We start from the raw sequence: 14,189 nt of genomic DNA on the forward strand, positions 1-14,189 counted from the left end.
CCTCCCAGGAACCCCTCCCAGGAACCCCTCCCAGGAACCCCTCCCAGGACCCCTCCCAGGATGGGGAATGCGCAGAAGCCCCTCCCAGGCCCTTTCCCTGCCGAAACCTGTTTTGCCCCTCGGGGAAGGGTGGAGGGGGTTTAGATGCGAGAATAGGGGCCCCTATGCGCGCGTTTGAGGGGGAGGGGAGGGGTTTCGCTGACTGACTGGCCGGTCAGCGAGTCGGGTGGTCTCACCGGAACGGGGCTGCAGGCGGCGGGGGCGGGGGCTGCTTATACCCCCACCCCCTTTCTTGTGCCTCGCCCTAAAAAAATACCGAGCCCCATCCCGGTTTATATGTATACAGAGCCCTCACCCGGATAAATACCGATCCCCATTTAGGTTTACATGCATCCAGAGCCTCCCACCTGCAAAATGCCTGCCTCCCGACCATCCCTATGTATACAGAGCACTACCCATCGTCTGCTGTATAAATGCGTCAAAAAGGCGGGATCGGGCTCGCATCTTTCCTGGGGCTCCCCCACCCCCACACCGGGACAGGATTGAAGAAAATACCCACCCTACCCCCGGAAGGAGTATTGCAACCCTACGTAGAAGACCCTACAATCAACTCATGGAGGTGCGTGTTCATGGAAGACAAACCTAACAACCCCTGCTCCCCGGATAACCCCTACACCGCGTTGGGGGAGGAACCCCTGACAGCCAAGGAAGAGCGCGATGCGACCCTGCAGGAAAATCGGCGTCTCTCCCGGAAACTCGCCGAGGCGGAGGAACTGCTGAAAAAGCGTACCGAGACCCTCACCCAACTGGGGAACGGAATGGCGCGGCTGGAAGAGAGATACAACGGGCTGGCCGAGAAGCACAAGGACAACATCGAAGAGTTCCACAAGATGAAGACCATGCGGGACGAAGCACGAGCCGAAGTGGAACTTCTCCAACAGGACCTGGAAGAAGCCAGGGAAGAAATCCGAGTCGCCGATTCCCGGGTCTCGGAGCGGAAATCCCAGGACATTCTCTTCCTGGTGCGGCGGCTGCGGATGATGTCGGAGAGGGACGTGTGAAATGGAGTTCACCCAGCGGGAAGTGGTTCTGGTGGAAGAAGGGGTGTGCCCTTTCTGCACCGGAATGTTGAAAGAGAAAATCATGCCCGGGGGCGGATTGTTCAAGTGCTGCGAACCTTGCTCGGCATTGTTCGTGATCAAGGAAGAAGAGAGGTGCGAAATGGGAAAGAGCAAAAAAGGCGGCTGGCCTCGGGGAATCCCCCGCCAGCCCAGCACACCGGAAGAGGACAATCTGGTCGAGGCATGGAGGCTCGCCAAGGCGGCCGGAGCCGAAGTCTACAACGCCAATGACGTGATCGCCTGGGCTCGGGAGAACGGGTCCACCCTTCCCTTCCCGAAGCAGAAGCCCACCAAGCCCAAGCCGGAACTCCGCAAGACCAAGGAAATCCCTGTCGCCGCCTTGGTCCCCCCTCCGGCAGCCCCCCGGGAGGGGGGGATGTCCTGGAAGGAACAGTTCGCCCAGCTGGCCCTGGTGTGCATCCTGAAGACCGTGGAACTCCTGGAGGAAGCCGATGACTGACTACAACTACGACCTGGACCTGGACTACACCGAAGACTTGCCCCCTTCTCCTCCGGCGTCTGATCCCGACCCGCCGGCCTGCCCGGGGTGCACCGCCTACCGAGAGGCCATCCTGGACCTGAACCGGGGACTGCAGAACATGCAGCAGAAAATGGACCACCAACGCGAAGACTTCGCCCGGATGCAGCAGACCATGCTGGACAGCATGGTGAACTTCGGGGCCTGCCTGCACATCGCCCGGTCCGGCCGGGAGCAGTTTGCAAACGACAGGAAGACCGTGTAGACTGTAACTGTCTGATTCTCCTCTCTCTCACCCCCAGGCTCCCACCTGGGGGTCTTTTTTTTGTCCCGGCCCGGCAGGAGATGCTCGGAGGGTGGGGAAGCGATCCCCGTTACGCACCTCTGTAACCTCCCCTGCTGTGCCTGGGGGAGAAGAACCCTTCCTCCCAACGTGCCTCCACACTCCAGGGGAAGGGTTCTTGCTTTCTCCTCGGTCTTTCTCTACAGTAACATCATGGCGACTGAAGACCCTCTTGATTTTCTGGACGTTCTGGCCCTGGACGCCCCCGAGCCCGAACCCGTATCCAACCGGACCCGGATGCTGGCAGAGCAAGCAGGCATCCCGGAAGAAGACCGGGAGTTGTTCTCCACCCTGCTGGACGACCCACGGCTGACCGACATAACCCAGGAAATCGCCTATCTCCGCTACCTGCGGGTGAAGCTCCAGCAGTCCATCGAGGTTCGGCGGGAAGCAATGGTGGTCGAACTGGGGCGCAAGATGCTGACCTCCTTCGACGGATACCTGTGGTCGGCTGCCTGTCCGGTCCCTGAGGGCTCGAAGACGCCTGTTCGGGAGTGGATGCGAGGCATTCTGGCCCGGATGTTGAACGAGCACTTCCCGATCCTGGACCTGGACAAGGCACACGCCGCCGCCCTGCGGGATATGGTGGTCGCCCTGGGAAAGATGGCCTCGGAGTGGAAGAAGGTCACGGAGGGGATGACGATCAAGATCGAGTCCAACGAAGATGAACTCTTCATGCGCTTGATCCGGGACATTCTGATTCCCTCCGTTCCCCGGAACCTGTGGGGGAACATCCTGGTTCGGGCCGAAGCCCTATCCTCGGAAATGATGCCCAGCCTGCCAGAAGGGATTATCGACTACATCTGATGGCCACCATGCGCGGACACCTTGTTCTTGCCTGCAACCCCGACTCTGCCGTTGTCCGTCCGGGGAAGTTGAAGCTCTTCATGGTGGGGGAGTCGGAACCTCGGTGGACCATTATGGCCCATGGCTACGGAGCCAACGGGCCCGGATGGGGCTGGACCGGCGGAGATACCCCGCCGGGGCGCTACCGGCTGGGGACCATCTACACCATTTCCTTCGAGGAACATCTGGTTTTCGGGGACTACTGCATCGATCTGATCGACCTGGAGAACCAGGAAACCGGAATCGGGCGGGCGGGAATCAGCATCCACGCCGGCCGGACCCTCTATACGCCCACCTTTGGGTGCGTGCGGGTAGCCGAGGAAGGACTTGCCCGACTGGTGAAGTCCCTGCGCTGGGTGCGGAAAAGCACCCCCAACCGCCCTGTGCGGCCCCTGGACGGCTACTACCCGGACGACGACTACCTGGATTTCACCATGATCTGGACGAAAGGCATCTGAGGGAGGCGCACATGGGCATCGTCAAGCAGGATTTCTTCGGGCCGGCCGAGAGTGTCGAACTGACCTACGACCCCTTCAACCAAGGGAAGATGAAGATCTACCCCCTGGAGTACGAATCGGTGCTGGCCTTGCGCCTGAGCGGGTTCGACGAGGCGGACATTCATTTCCTGATCCGCTTCATCAGCGGGGTCGGTCTTCTCTCCGGGTTCCCCAAGATTCCGGCGGAGAGAATGGACGAGTTCGTAGACGTTCTCCGGGATCTGTTCGCTCTGATCAACGGCCTGAAGGACGGGTTTGGGGTCCAGGACGTGACACAAGTGATCGGTGTCCTGGATCGCATCTACAACCTGTTGAAGCGATAGTGGGGACCATCCGGGAAGTCCGGCTGTCCGAGGTCCCACGGGACCCATACGGATACATGGTCCAGAGGCTGGCGGAGACCCTCCGGCAGACCATCGCCATGACCCGTATCTTCTACAAGAACTTCGATTGGACCAAGAACCCCAAGCAGAAGATGATGTACGACCTGTGTTCGAACCCCCCTTCGAACCGGGTCCAGCACATCATGCTTCGGGGCTCGGTCGGCTCCGGGAAGTCGATTGCCGCCCATGCCTGGACCCTGAAGACCCTGGACGAGTACCCGGGAGCCCACTGGCTTGGACTCCGGAACACCCACGACGAGATCATCACCTCGATCTGGACCCAGATCCGGAAGTTCCTGAAGCGCCATCAAGTCCCTTGCACCCACGGGAAGCAGCCCGCCTACATTGAACTACCCAACGGGTCGGCTTGGCAGTTCTGGTCCGCCAACGCGATTGTGCAGACCAGCTTGACCGACGTTGCCAAGGGTCTCGGCTCGACGGAGTTCTCCGGGGCCACCCTGGAAGAGGCGGACTCCATCATGCAGGCGGCCGTGGAGACCGTCCCCCAGCGTCTCCGAGAGGCGTCCGGGGTGAAGAGTCGCTTCATGTTCTACCCGATCAACCCGCCCCCCGAAAACCATTGGTTGGTGAGGTTCTTCCGGGAGAACAAGCAGGACAACCCCCTGGACTTCCACGAGATCCACATGACGATGGAAGACAACCGCTACTGGCTGGAGAAAGAAGCCCCAGGCTACATCGAAACCCAGTACGCCATCTACGGCCACCGTCCTGCCCTGTTCCGCCGGATGATCCTGGGGGAGTACGGTCCCGAGGCCAAGGGAGATCCCATATACAAGGACGTGTTCTCCCGGGACTTCCACGTCTACAAGCGCACCGTGGACGGACAGCCCCGCCCTTCCATCATCGAGCGGTGGACTGCAGAGCAGATGTGGAAGCTGGGCCCGGTGTGCCTGTGTTGGGATTTCGGGTGGAACCACCCATGCCTGTTGGTCTTCCAGGATCGGGACTACGGAAGGTTCGACCAGATCGTGATCCTGGGGGCATGGCTGGGCGATCGGGAACTTCTCCGGTTGTTTGCTAACTACACCCTGGGCCGGGTGAAGTCTATGCTCCCCAACGCCGAGTTCCTCTCCTTCTGCGACCCGGCAGGAGCCCAGAAGGCCAACGGTGGGGTCTCCGACCAGACGGCCATCGACATTCTGGAAGCAATGGGGATTCATCCCCGCCACACCAGGAGTTCCGTCGAGTATGGGATCAACCTGACTGCGGACCTCCTGGCCTCGAACTACAACTACGGGAGATCCGGGGTGCAGCCCCTGATCCTGGTGGACGACAACGATTTCACCCAGGATGTCATTGACGGGTTCGAACTGGGGTATGTCCAGGATCCTCGGGCTCTCCTGGAAGATCAGGTGCGACCCCTGAAGGACGGGAAATACGAACATATTTTCGACGCCCTTCGCTATGGGGTGATCCACCGCCGGAAGGCCCGCAAGGAGGACTACACCATGCGGGCGGTCCGGACGCAGAGGTCGGATGTTTTCTCCAAGTTGCATACCGATCCCGAAACAGGTAGGTTCTATGTGGAAGACCCGCGAAGTGAAGTAGACTTCGGAGAACTCATGGAAGGGACGGGAATCCCGTCCCCGAGTTACTCGTTCTAGGAGGTTGGCATGGACGACTTCGGGTCCAGGACTTCGGTGCGGAGTCTTACCCCCATGTCCTTGGGGGACCCTATGGCCATCCTGGACGGGATGGAGGCCCCTCCTCCGCCCATGCCCCAAGACATTCTGGAGGAGGACGACGACGCCCTGGTGGATGCCCTGGTGGACACCCTGAACCACGAGCATCAGGTTCGACAGCCTCACGAGTACTTCTGGAACATCGCCTGGGATCGGGTGAACGGGCGCTACGACTTTTCCCGGAAAATGGGTTGGCAGTCCAAGCGCACCCTTCCGGAGGTGCTGCAGAAGACCCTGAAGCTGACCTGGGAAATCACGAAGCCCCTGATCGAGGCCGGGGAGGGTTGGTTCGCGGTGAAGCCGATGAACCGGAAGTTCGCCCCCCTGGTGGACGTTCCGGTTGAGTTGACCCGCATGTCTCTCTACCCGAATTCCGACCACGGGGACCACTTCAATACGGTTGTCTACGATCTGGTTTTCTCCGGTCTGCTGGCGGAGAACATGGCCATGCTCGTGATCCCCGAGGTGGATGGGACTCCGAGCATGGACCCCCTGCAGGAGGAAGCCTCGGCCGAGGACTCCGGCTACATCCCCAACTACGGGTTCGGGGCGGCTCTGGGCACTCCCCAGGAACAAGCTGCCCCTGAGATGAAGGACTGGGGGCAGGCATTCAGGGTGCGGTTCGAGGCGTTCAACCCTCGGATGGTGTGGAAGGACTCCACTGGACGCAACCGTTACGTTCTGTGGACCCAATCCATGACTCCGGACGAGTTCCGGGCAGAAGCTGAAACCCGGGGATGGAAGTACATCGACGAAACCATTGCCTCGGCGTTGGCCAAGGACGATACGGGGATGGATCCCGATGCGGAAACCATGCGTGTTCGTCGGGACGCTGATGACGCCTACGGGCAGGGTCGCCGGGATACCATCCATCTGACCCACCTGTGGGGGTCCCTCTACAACAACGAGGGGCGGAAGATGGGACCGGATGGTCTGGCCTACTACATCGTCGCCAACAAGAAGCATCTGGTCTGGGGGCCGGAGCCTTCCCCCTTCTGGCATAAGGAAATTCCCCTGATCGTGACCCCCCTGCTGCGGATTCCCTTCGCGGCCTACGGGAAGAGCCTGATCTCCACCTGCATCGATCCGATGGATGCGTGGGTGGAGATCCTGAACATGATGCTGGACTACCTCCAGCAAGCCATCAATCCGCCCACCGAGGTGGACTTGGACCTGCTGTCCAGCAGATACGGGAACCAGTTGACCTCCGGGATCAGTCCCGGGAAGGTACTGCTGACCGAGAAAAAGGGAGGCGCGGTCCCGGCAATCGCTCGTTCCCAGGTTCCAGATCCTGGGTCCGGGGTGTGGAACGTCTTGGGGATGTACCGCCAGGAAAAGGACGGATTCATCGGTCTTGCCGATACCGGAGCGGCCCCGCGCACCAGGAACCGCATCTCGGCCCAGGAATTCAAGGAGAGGTCGGCGGTTGCCGGCGGTCTGATGCGCCAGATTTTCAAGAACATGGTGGATGGCCTGTTCCGCCCCGCCCTACGCCAAGCATACCTGTTGACCCTGCAGTACATCCCACAGCAGATGTGGGAGACCTACATCGAGGAAAAGGTCCAGGGACTGAACCCCGGAACTCCCCAGCAACCACAGCCGGAGATGGTCCCGCCGGGAATGCCGCCGGAAGCTGCCCCTCCCCAGCAGCAGGGTCCCGAGCCTCCCGCCGGGGACTCCCCCTTGATCAAGCAGTTGACCGAAATGAAGTCCTGGTCGGCCTCCCGTCGTCTGCGGGAGTTGGGGCGGGCGTTCACCTTCAAGGTAGAGGTCTTTGACGCCGTGGAGAACCGCCGGGAGCGGTTGGAGAAGTTGTCGATGGTGGCGTCTTCCGCACAGGCGGTCCCGATGATGGCTGCCCGCGTGAAGTGGCATAGGTTCACGGAAGAGTTCTTCCGGGCCCTGGAGCTTCCGATTGACGAGTTTCTGTGGCCCAACGACAAGGACACGGTGGACCAGCCGATCCCGATGCAGCAGGCCATCCAGGCCATGACGGGGGTGCAGGACATACCGGACGTGCCTCCGTCCCTACCGACCCCTCCTCCCGGGGGTCCAGAAATGGGAATCCGTTGACGGCAGGGAAGGGGTTGGCGTAGACTCTACAGAAAGGGGATACTAGCATGGAAACTCGCCCGGGAAAGCCCCTGGAACTGGAACCGGATCCCTTCTCCGAGGGCGATCCCCGTTTTCGCAACCCGAACGTGATCGACAAGCAGTACGAGGTGAACTTCAACGGCAACCCCGGATGCGAGGACCCCGAGGTTCTCAAGGGGTTCCGCGTGGTGAAGTCGAACTTCGACTAGGAGGGACAGCGAATGGCCTACAAGAAGGGCAAAGGGATCCCCAAGAAGGGCGGAATGCCCCCCGGCTTCCCCCCGAAACCGGACAAGAAGAAGAAAAAGTAGGAGGTGGACATGGCCGACGGTAAAGTTTCCGCTCCCCGTCCTACCACCCTGATCGAGGTGGACGGGAACAACAAGCTGACCAAGACCAAGGTGGACGGGAACTCCCAGAAGAGCTACCCGAAGCCCGATTAGCAAGGAGTCCCGCATGTCAGGAGGAGTCCCCCGCCAGGGAGGAATTGTTCACGAGGAAATGCTGCGGCAAATCCTTGGGGATAACTCCGGAGACCTGGAGGTCATTTCCATCAACGGAACTGTGCGGAGAATCCTGGATGCCCGGGATAGAATTGCGCTTCGTCTGGCCACAGGGAGGGGGTACTCCAACACCCCCTCCCTGTTGCTGTGTACCACGGAGCAGGAGAGAATCTCCGTCCAGGCCCTGCTCCAAGCCCTGGATCTTCTGGTGGGGGCATTGGTCGGGGATCTTCAAGAGAATACCGAAGGACCCCGAGAAATCATGGTGTAGGCGTGGCTGTGTTTCCGTGGGCGGAGGATCCGATTTCTGCCCTCCGGCAGGAGAACGAGAACCTCCGCCAGATGATGCACCAGGAGCGCACCCCTTCCAAGTACGAATTGAACGGCACAAAACGGAGGGTTCAGACCCTCCAGGAACAGGTGAAGACAGTGGTGAACAACATTTCGTCCGCAGGCACTCAGGAGCCCCAATTTTCCTGGGATAGTTGGAAGAGCCAGACTCCGGAGACTACTCCCTCCAGCCCCCCGCAGCAGGAAGCCGCCCCGATTGCGCCTTCCGACTTCGATACCCTGTACCAGAAGAAGCGGGTTCAGGAGATCGCCTATCTCCAGGAGTTGAGCAAGAAGCAGCAGCAGGCTGCAGACGAGTTCATCGGGAACCCCCAGTTGGCCCCCTACTACAACGACGCCCTGGTGGAGTTCCAGAGGATCGACCAGATGATGTCGGGGCGTCCCTTCGAGGAGAAGATGCGGGCCCTGCATTCCACGGTTGGGGACTGGATCTCCCGAGGATGGGCTCCAAGGCAGCCCTTTGATCCCAAGCGCCCGATGGGGGGCATCCCGACCGGGGGTCAGAGCGGAGGCGGGGACAACCGCTTCCGCCCGGACGAAGGAGGAGCAGCGGGGCAGGTCGGTTTCTACACCGACGAGATGCGCCGAGCCGACGCCGAACATGATCGGAAGGCAAGGACGATGGACCTGGAGGCCCGCAAGGCCGAGCCCCACGGCGGGTCCGACGCCCTGACCTACGGCGAGTACTTCAAGAGACAAGCAGAAAAGCGAAAATAGTAGTATACTTTTCGCGGATGGAACCGAGGTAGGTGCCCTGCCCCCGTGTGGGATCCTGACCCGGTTCGGACGCTGATACCGTTCGAGTCGAGAAAAGACCTACACGGAAGGAGGGCCCAAGAATGGCTCTGGTTTGGATGACCGACAGTTTGGGGGGGTATCTCACCTCCCCGGAACTCAGCCGGAACATGCGACTCCGGGCACAGCCCCGGATGCGGTTCCGCCCCCTCTCTACCCCCGAGGTGTCCTTCGGGATGCATCAGGGAGACGTGCTCCAGTACACCAAGGTTGGTGACGCCGATGACGGGCGAGTGGTGGCCGAAGACGAGACCGTTCCCACCTCGAACCTGACCTTCAGCAAGGACACCGTGACCGCCGCCGAGTACACCCTCGGGATCGACTTCTCCTGGCGGTTGGATATTCTTGCGAAGCTGGATGTCTACAACAACATCATCAAGGCCCTGACCAACTCGATGGCCAGGACCCTGGACAAGGCGGCTGCCGCCCAGTTCCGTTCTGCGGATCTGGTCTACACCCCTACGGGAACTGCGTCGTCTCCGTCCTACACCCTGGGAACCGCCGGAGTGGCTCTGGCTTCCGCTACCCGCCGGTTCAACATGTGGGACCACATGAACGTCGTGGATCTGATGACCGGGACCTACCAGATCCCGTTCTACGATGACGTTGGCTACGCGTCCGTAGGCTCCACCTCCTTCCTTCGCTCGTTCTTCGAGGACGGGAGGTGGGAGCGGGTGGTTACGCCTGAGAACTCGGGCAAGTTCTTCCGGGGAGAGGTGGGCGAACTCTACAACTGCCGCTTCATCCGGGAGACCAACGCCCTGGACAACGCCCTGGCGGCTTCCAACGGGGAAGCCATCTACATCGGGTCTGATGCTGTGCTCGAAATCACCATCTACCCCGAGGAAATCCAGGCCAAGCTGGGCTCCGACTACGGCCGTGATCGCGGTCTGCGCTGGGTCTACTACGGTGCCTGGAAAAAGACCTGGGACTACTCCACGGACGGCGTTGCCCGCATGATCCGTGTTCACTCCCTGACCTAGTTCTAGAAAGGAGACTTGGAAACATGGCTCTCTCTCGCGCTTCCGGGAGTGACTACAGCGGGCAGCTTCGCGGTCATTCCCACCCCATGTATAACGTTCCGTTCGTGGTGCGTCCGATGAACAGCATCACTGCGGGAGACTTGGCCGCCGCCGGCGGAACTTCCCTGGGGCAGTACGCCCTTCCGGACTACTTCGGGGAGTGTCTGGTCTTGGCTTTCGGCTTTACCTACGCTGCCGCAGGCGGGGCTCAGACCGTTGCCGGATCGATGGAAGTGGAGATCGCTGGGGACGACATTGAAGTTGCGGGGGCTGTGGCTCTGGCAACCTCGGTGGCCAGCCACGCGGCCCACGACTGCGCGGAAACCTCCTGCAACAACATCCCTGCGGCGTCCAACCTCGCCTCCGCCCCCTCCTACCCGGTCATTGCCGGCGGAGAGTTGCTGGAGTGGAAGGTGAACACGCAGGGAACCGGAGCAGGCGACCGCACGGTGTTCCCCTACGCCATTCTGGTTCGGCGGCCGTCGCAGAGCTAGACCCACCTGGGGGGTGGTCCTTTCGGGGGCCACCCCCTCTACCTACTGAGAGGTGACTTGTGAAAGAAGGCTGGATCGATCCCCGGAAGTTTCCCCCCGGACACATGGTCTTCAAGGCGGATTCCCAGGAGGGGGTGGTCATCTCCCGGGGCCGACCCTACGCCATGAACGGAATGCCGCTCCCGGCGGATGTGTCCTGGCTCCGGAAGAACAACTACAGCGTGACCGGAGACGTGATTCGGGCTCTCGCCCCTCCGGAGCCGGAGAAGAAGACTACGGTCTGTGACCGATGCCTGCAGAACGTTCCTCGGGGGTGCAAGTACTGTCCCGAGTGCGGGAATCCCATGTCTGCCATCTGGACCCCAGGGGACGGCGGGGACGGGGAGCGGCTGCGGAAACTGATCGACCCGGAGGATCCTCTTGGTGCTCTGGACGCTGTTTCCGACCCCCTGGACCCGGAGGCCCTGGCTCTCCGGCGGAAGACCGCAGAGGAGATGGAGGCCACGGAGGACGAGATTCTCAGGGAACTGGAGAACGTTCGGGATGCCAACCTGATCGCCGTTCCCGGAGAGGCTGCTCGGCCCGCCAAGCCAAAATTCACCCGCACCGTGAAGGGGAAGGTCTCCCATTCTTCCCCCGCCCAACGAGGAGGCTAGGCTATGGAATGGGCTCCCATTCGGACCCTGGACTACCTGTTCAACCGGGTGAAGACCCGGTTTGGTAAGTCTACCCCCGAACTGGAGGCCCAGTTCATCCTGGACGTGACCGACGAACTTCGGGTGATCTCCGCCGAGTACCCCTACTGGTTCTTGAAGGCGGAGCCGGGGGGAGAGGTTCCGGCAGGCTTCCTGTCCGGGACCCTCCCCTCCCCCGATCAAGACGGCTGGATGGACACTGGATGGTTCCAGACCTCACCCGACGTGCAGGACTACACAGCGAGGGATCGGGGATTTGGCAAAAGGGATCAGAACTGGTTCCCTGTGGAGTTTTCCCAGATCAACTACGCCAAGGTCTACGACGTGGGCGGGCATCCTCTCCGGGACCTGAAGGTTGTAAATGGGGATCTGTTCCACTCCTTTGTCGATTTCTCCAACCGGGGAACCCCCAACCGCATCTTCCCGGTCACGGATGGGTACTCGACGAAACTGAGGCTTCACCCGATCCCGGATCAGGAATACATGGTGGCGATCAGTGCTCAGTTCGCATACCCGCCGTGGCATCGACACGGAAACACCTACACGAATTCGCTGCTGGCCTACTACCCCCGGGCAATGTACCACTTGGGGATGATGTACTTCGCTGAGTACTTCCAGGAGATGGCCCTGTATCAGTTCCACAAGGAAGTGCTCTACGGGAAGGTAAAGGGGTCCACCCGCTCCGACAACCCGGACTACGGTCTGATCGGGGCCATGAAGATGGACTCCGAGCGCCGAGAACTCCAACAGACTCCCGACATTTCCTACGGGGAGTCGGTGAAGGATCTTGTAGGTCGAGACCATCGAGCCCACCTGCGTAGACCCGGAGGGGCCTACTACTCGGACACCTACTGATGCGTCCGACCTCCTTGTCCGATGTGGTGTCCTTCCCGATCTGGGGTCTGGCGGCCGGACAGTTCAACAACGTCCCCTCCCCCCGGATTGCTGACCTGGGGCTTTTCGCCTCCAACAACGTGTTCATCTCCGAAGGAAGGGTGCAGGTGCGCCCCTCCCTCGTCGAGTACGTACCCACCGACTCCTCCCTTCCTTGCACCCACGCCGCGCACATGATCACCCAAGGTGGGGATACCTTCCTGATCCGGACCTCCCTCGATCCCGGAACTTCCAAGGTGTCCGTGTTAGCCTATGATGGGGACCAATGGGAAACCATCGCTTCCGACCTCTTGGGAGCGGAGGACATCCCCCCGGAGTCCTGCATGCTGAAGGGGGAGTGGCTTCTCTGTCCCGGGAACGACAAGGTATACCAGTGGACGGGATCTGGCCCCATGATCCCTCTGGAGTCCTTGCAGCCCGACCCCGACCTGAAGCCCCCCGACTCTCCGGCGCATATCGCCTCCAACATGTCCAGGGTATTCCTGGCCAACGGGATCGACCCCTATACCGGGGATCGGATACCCTGGCGGGTGTGGTGGTGCTCCAAGAGTGACACTACAACCTGGGATCACGGAGGAAGGAAGCCGGAGGCCAAAAACGCTTCGTTCCAGGACCTGATGCATGACAACACGGAGGTTACGGCCCTCCACTACCTGGACGGGACGGAGATCCTGGCCTTCAAGCCGAGGTCCGTCTACGTCGGGGAGTTCAACTCGGGGGTGAACCTCTATCTGTTCCTCCCGGTGTCCCTCGAAATCGGGTGTATCGCCTCGAAAACCGTGAAGTCCTGGAACGGGTTGTGTGTGTTCCTGGGACCCAACAACGTCTACGCCAAGCCCGTGGGCGGAAAGCCCCAAGCCATCGGGGATGCCATCCGGCCTCGGCTGGCGGAACTCCTAAACTCGGAGTTCGCCCACAGGTCTTCGGCTGTGATTGATCCGGTGCTGGGGGTGTACTGGCTGTTCGTCCCGCAGAACGAAGAAGCCACTTGTGGGAAGATTTTCGCCTGCTCCCTGCGGGACAAGTTCGCCTGGACCGAGGGGGAAATCTCCTCCTCCAGGATTCGGATCACAGACGCTACCACTTTCTACCCCTCCTCCTCCGAGGTGGAAGTGCTCGTGTCCTCCCGGGACGGGAAAATCTACTCCATGGCCGGCGAGTCCCCAATGCGGGACGGAGGAGACTCCTTCTCCGCAAGTTTCTGGTCGAGGACCTTTGATTGGGTGGAACTGCTGGCCAAGCAAGGAGCGGAGACCGTCTCCCTTCAGAAGATTTCGGTGCAGGGTCCTCGGGGCTCCGCCTCGGGAATCGTCCGGACCGGGCCTACTGTGGCTTCCGTGGAGTGCGCCGAGACACAGGAGTTCGGGGACTTCGACATGTCGCAGGCGTGGGAGCAGTCCTTCCGGGGAGGGAAGACCCAAGCCTACCGATTTGCTCAGGTCGGTGCCTACTGGCCCCCCGGAATCAAGGACCCCATGCCCGTGGACGGAATCACGGTCTGGGGCATCCCAAGAGGGGACGCGAGGGAGTAAATGGACGATCTGATTCAGAGGTTCGCCACCACGGGGAGGTTCTCCGAACCGGGCGGGGAGCGGGGAGTTTTTCGGGATCGGGTCCGGTACACGGTTCACGCCAACCGGATCCTCCTTCGTGCGACTCTCGGGGATTCCGGGGAGGTTCCTCTGGTCACAGTCCCTCTCGGGGAAACCTGGGTAGCCACCTCCTTTCGGATCCACAACACCAGCGAGACGAACGACCGCATCGTTACCCTCCGGGATGTACCCTACGGGGGAGTCAACGCCCTGGCCTACCAGTGGGGGAGGATCACCCTGCGCCCCAACGAAACCCTCTACATGTACGGAATAGAGGAAGTCTGGGACGGGGGCTACAGCATCTTCGGGTGGGCCGACGTAGCCGAGGAAGTCCTGTTGAAGGTCCAAGGAACGCCACTGGTTGATGCATAGGAGGCG

Annotated in this window: 17 protein-coding genes; all 17 read left to right on the forward strand. The window is 61.0% G+C overall.

Translation table 11 applies throughout. The annotated features are described in order from the left end of the window. Positions 1-629 precede the first annotated feature (629 nt). Positions 630-1,061, forward strand: a complete 432-nt coding sequence (locus EOM25_04300; GenBank protein ID NCC24413.1) for a hypothetical protein — start codon at positions 630-632, stop codon at positions 1,059-1,061. A 1-nt stretch (position 1,062) separates the two neighbouring features. Further along, positions 1,063-1,581, forward strand: coding sequence for a hypothetical protein (locus EOM25_04305; protein ID NCC24414.1), 519 nt, complete (start codon positions 1,063-1,065; stop codon positions 1,579-1,581). Next, the gene (locus EOM25_04310; GenBank protein ID NCC24415.1) at positions 1,574-1,864 is read left to right on the forward strand and encodes a hypothetical protein; all 291 of its coding nucleotides are present in this window, start codon (positions 1,574-1,576) and stop codon (positions 1,862-1,864) included. The genes EOM25_04305 and EOM25_04310 overlap by 8 nt, the downstream gene beginning before the upstream one ends. Before the next feature lie 231 nt (positions 1,865-2,095). Continuing rightward, positions 2,096-2,749 carry a hypothetical protein gene (locus EOM25_04315; protein NCC24416.1) on the forward strand — a complete coding sequence of 218 codons (654 nt, stop codon included), beginning with the start codon at positions 2,096-2,098 and terminating at the stop codon, positions 2,747-2,749. Next, a complete protein-coding gene (locus EOM25_04320; protein ID NCC24417.1) occupies positions 2,749-3,246 on the forward strand; it encodes a hypothetical protein in 498 nt (165 codons plus the stop codon). The genes EOM25_04315 and EOM25_04320 overlap by 1 nt, the downstream gene beginning before the upstream one ends. An 11-nt stretch (positions 3,247-3,257) precedes the next feature. Next, positions 3,258-3,608 (forward strand): hypothetical protein, encoded by a 351-nt coding sequence (locus EOM25_04325; protein ID NCC24418.1) that lies wholly within the window; start codon positions 3,258-3,260, stop codon positions 3,606-3,608. A 56-nt stretch (positions 3,609-3,664) separates the two neighbouring features. After that, positions 3,665-5,293, forward strand: a complete 1,629-nt coding sequence (locus tag EOM25_04330) for a hypothetical protein (protein NCC24419.1) — start codon at positions 3,665-3,667, stop codon at positions 5,291-5,293. 9 nt (positions 5,294-5,302) lie between these two features. Continuing rightward, positions 5,303-7,444 (forward strand): hypothetical protein, encoded by a 2,142-nt coding sequence (locus EOM25_04335; GenBank protein ID NCC24420.1) that lies wholly within the window; start codon positions 5,303-5,305, stop codon positions 7,442-7,444. Positions 7,445-7,491: 47 nt separating this feature from the next. Further along, entirely contained in the window at positions 7,492-7,674 is a 183-nt protein-coding gene (locus tag EOM25_04340) for a hypothetical protein (protein NCC24421.1), read from the forward strand. 247 nt (positions 7,675-7,921) lie between these two features. Then, positions 7,922-8,239 carry a hypothetical protein gene (locus EOM25_04345; protein ID NCC24422.1) on the forward strand — a complete coding sequence of 106 codons (318 nt, stop codon included), beginning with the start codon at positions 7,922-7,924 and terminating at the stop codon, positions 8,237-8,239. Positions 8,240-8,310: 71 nt separating this feature from the next. Beyond that, on the forward strand, positions 8,311-9,036 hold the full coding sequence (locus EOM25_04350) for a hypothetical protein (protein ID NCC24423.1): 726 nt from the start codon (positions 8,311-8,313) through the stop codon (positions 9,034-9,036). Between the two features lie 122 nt (positions 9,037-9,158). Next, on the forward strand, positions 9,159-10,097 hold the full coding sequence (locus EOM25_04355; protein NCC24424.1) for a hypothetical protein: 939 nt from the start codon (positions 9,159-9,161) through the stop codon (positions 10,095-10,097). Between the two features lie 23 nt (positions 10,098-10,120). After that, complete coding sequence (locus EOM25_04360; protein NCC24425.1) at positions 10,121-10,630, forward strand: hypothetical protein; 510 nt, start codon at positions 10,121-10,123, stop codon at positions 10,628-10,630. A 59-nt stretch (positions 10,631-10,689) separates the two neighbouring features. After that, on the forward strand, positions 10,690-11,286 hold the full coding sequence (locus EOM25_04365) for a hypothetical protein (GenBank protein ID NCC24426.1): 597 nt from the start codon (positions 10,690-10,692) through the stop codon (positions 11,284-11,286). Between the two features lie 3 nt (positions 11,287-11,289). Beyond that, positions 11,290-12,180, forward strand: coding sequence for a hypothetical protein (locus EOM25_04370; GenBank protein ID NCC24427.1), 891 nt, complete (start codon positions 11,290-11,292; stop codon positions 12,178-12,180). Continuing rightward, positions 12,180-13,751: a hypothetical protein gene (locus EOM25_04375; GenBank protein NCC24428.1), complete on the forward strand. Its 1,572-nt coding sequence runs from the start codon at positions 12,180-12,182 to the stop codon at positions 13,749-13,751. Before EOM25_04370 ends, EOM25_04375 begins: the two co-directional genes overlap by 1 nt. Then, positions 13,752-14,183: a hypothetical protein gene (locus tag EOM25_04380; GenBank protein ID NCC24429.1), complete on the forward strand. Its 432-nt coding sequence runs from the start codon at positions 13,752-13,754 to the stop codon at positions 14,181-14,183. Positions 14,184-14,189: the final 6 nt, after the last annotated feature.

Source organism: Deltaproteobacteria bacterium (assembly GCA_009929795.1).
Taxonomy (GTDB): Bacteria; Desulfobacterota; Desulfovibrionia; order Desulfovibrionales; family Desulfomicrobiaceae; genus RZZR01.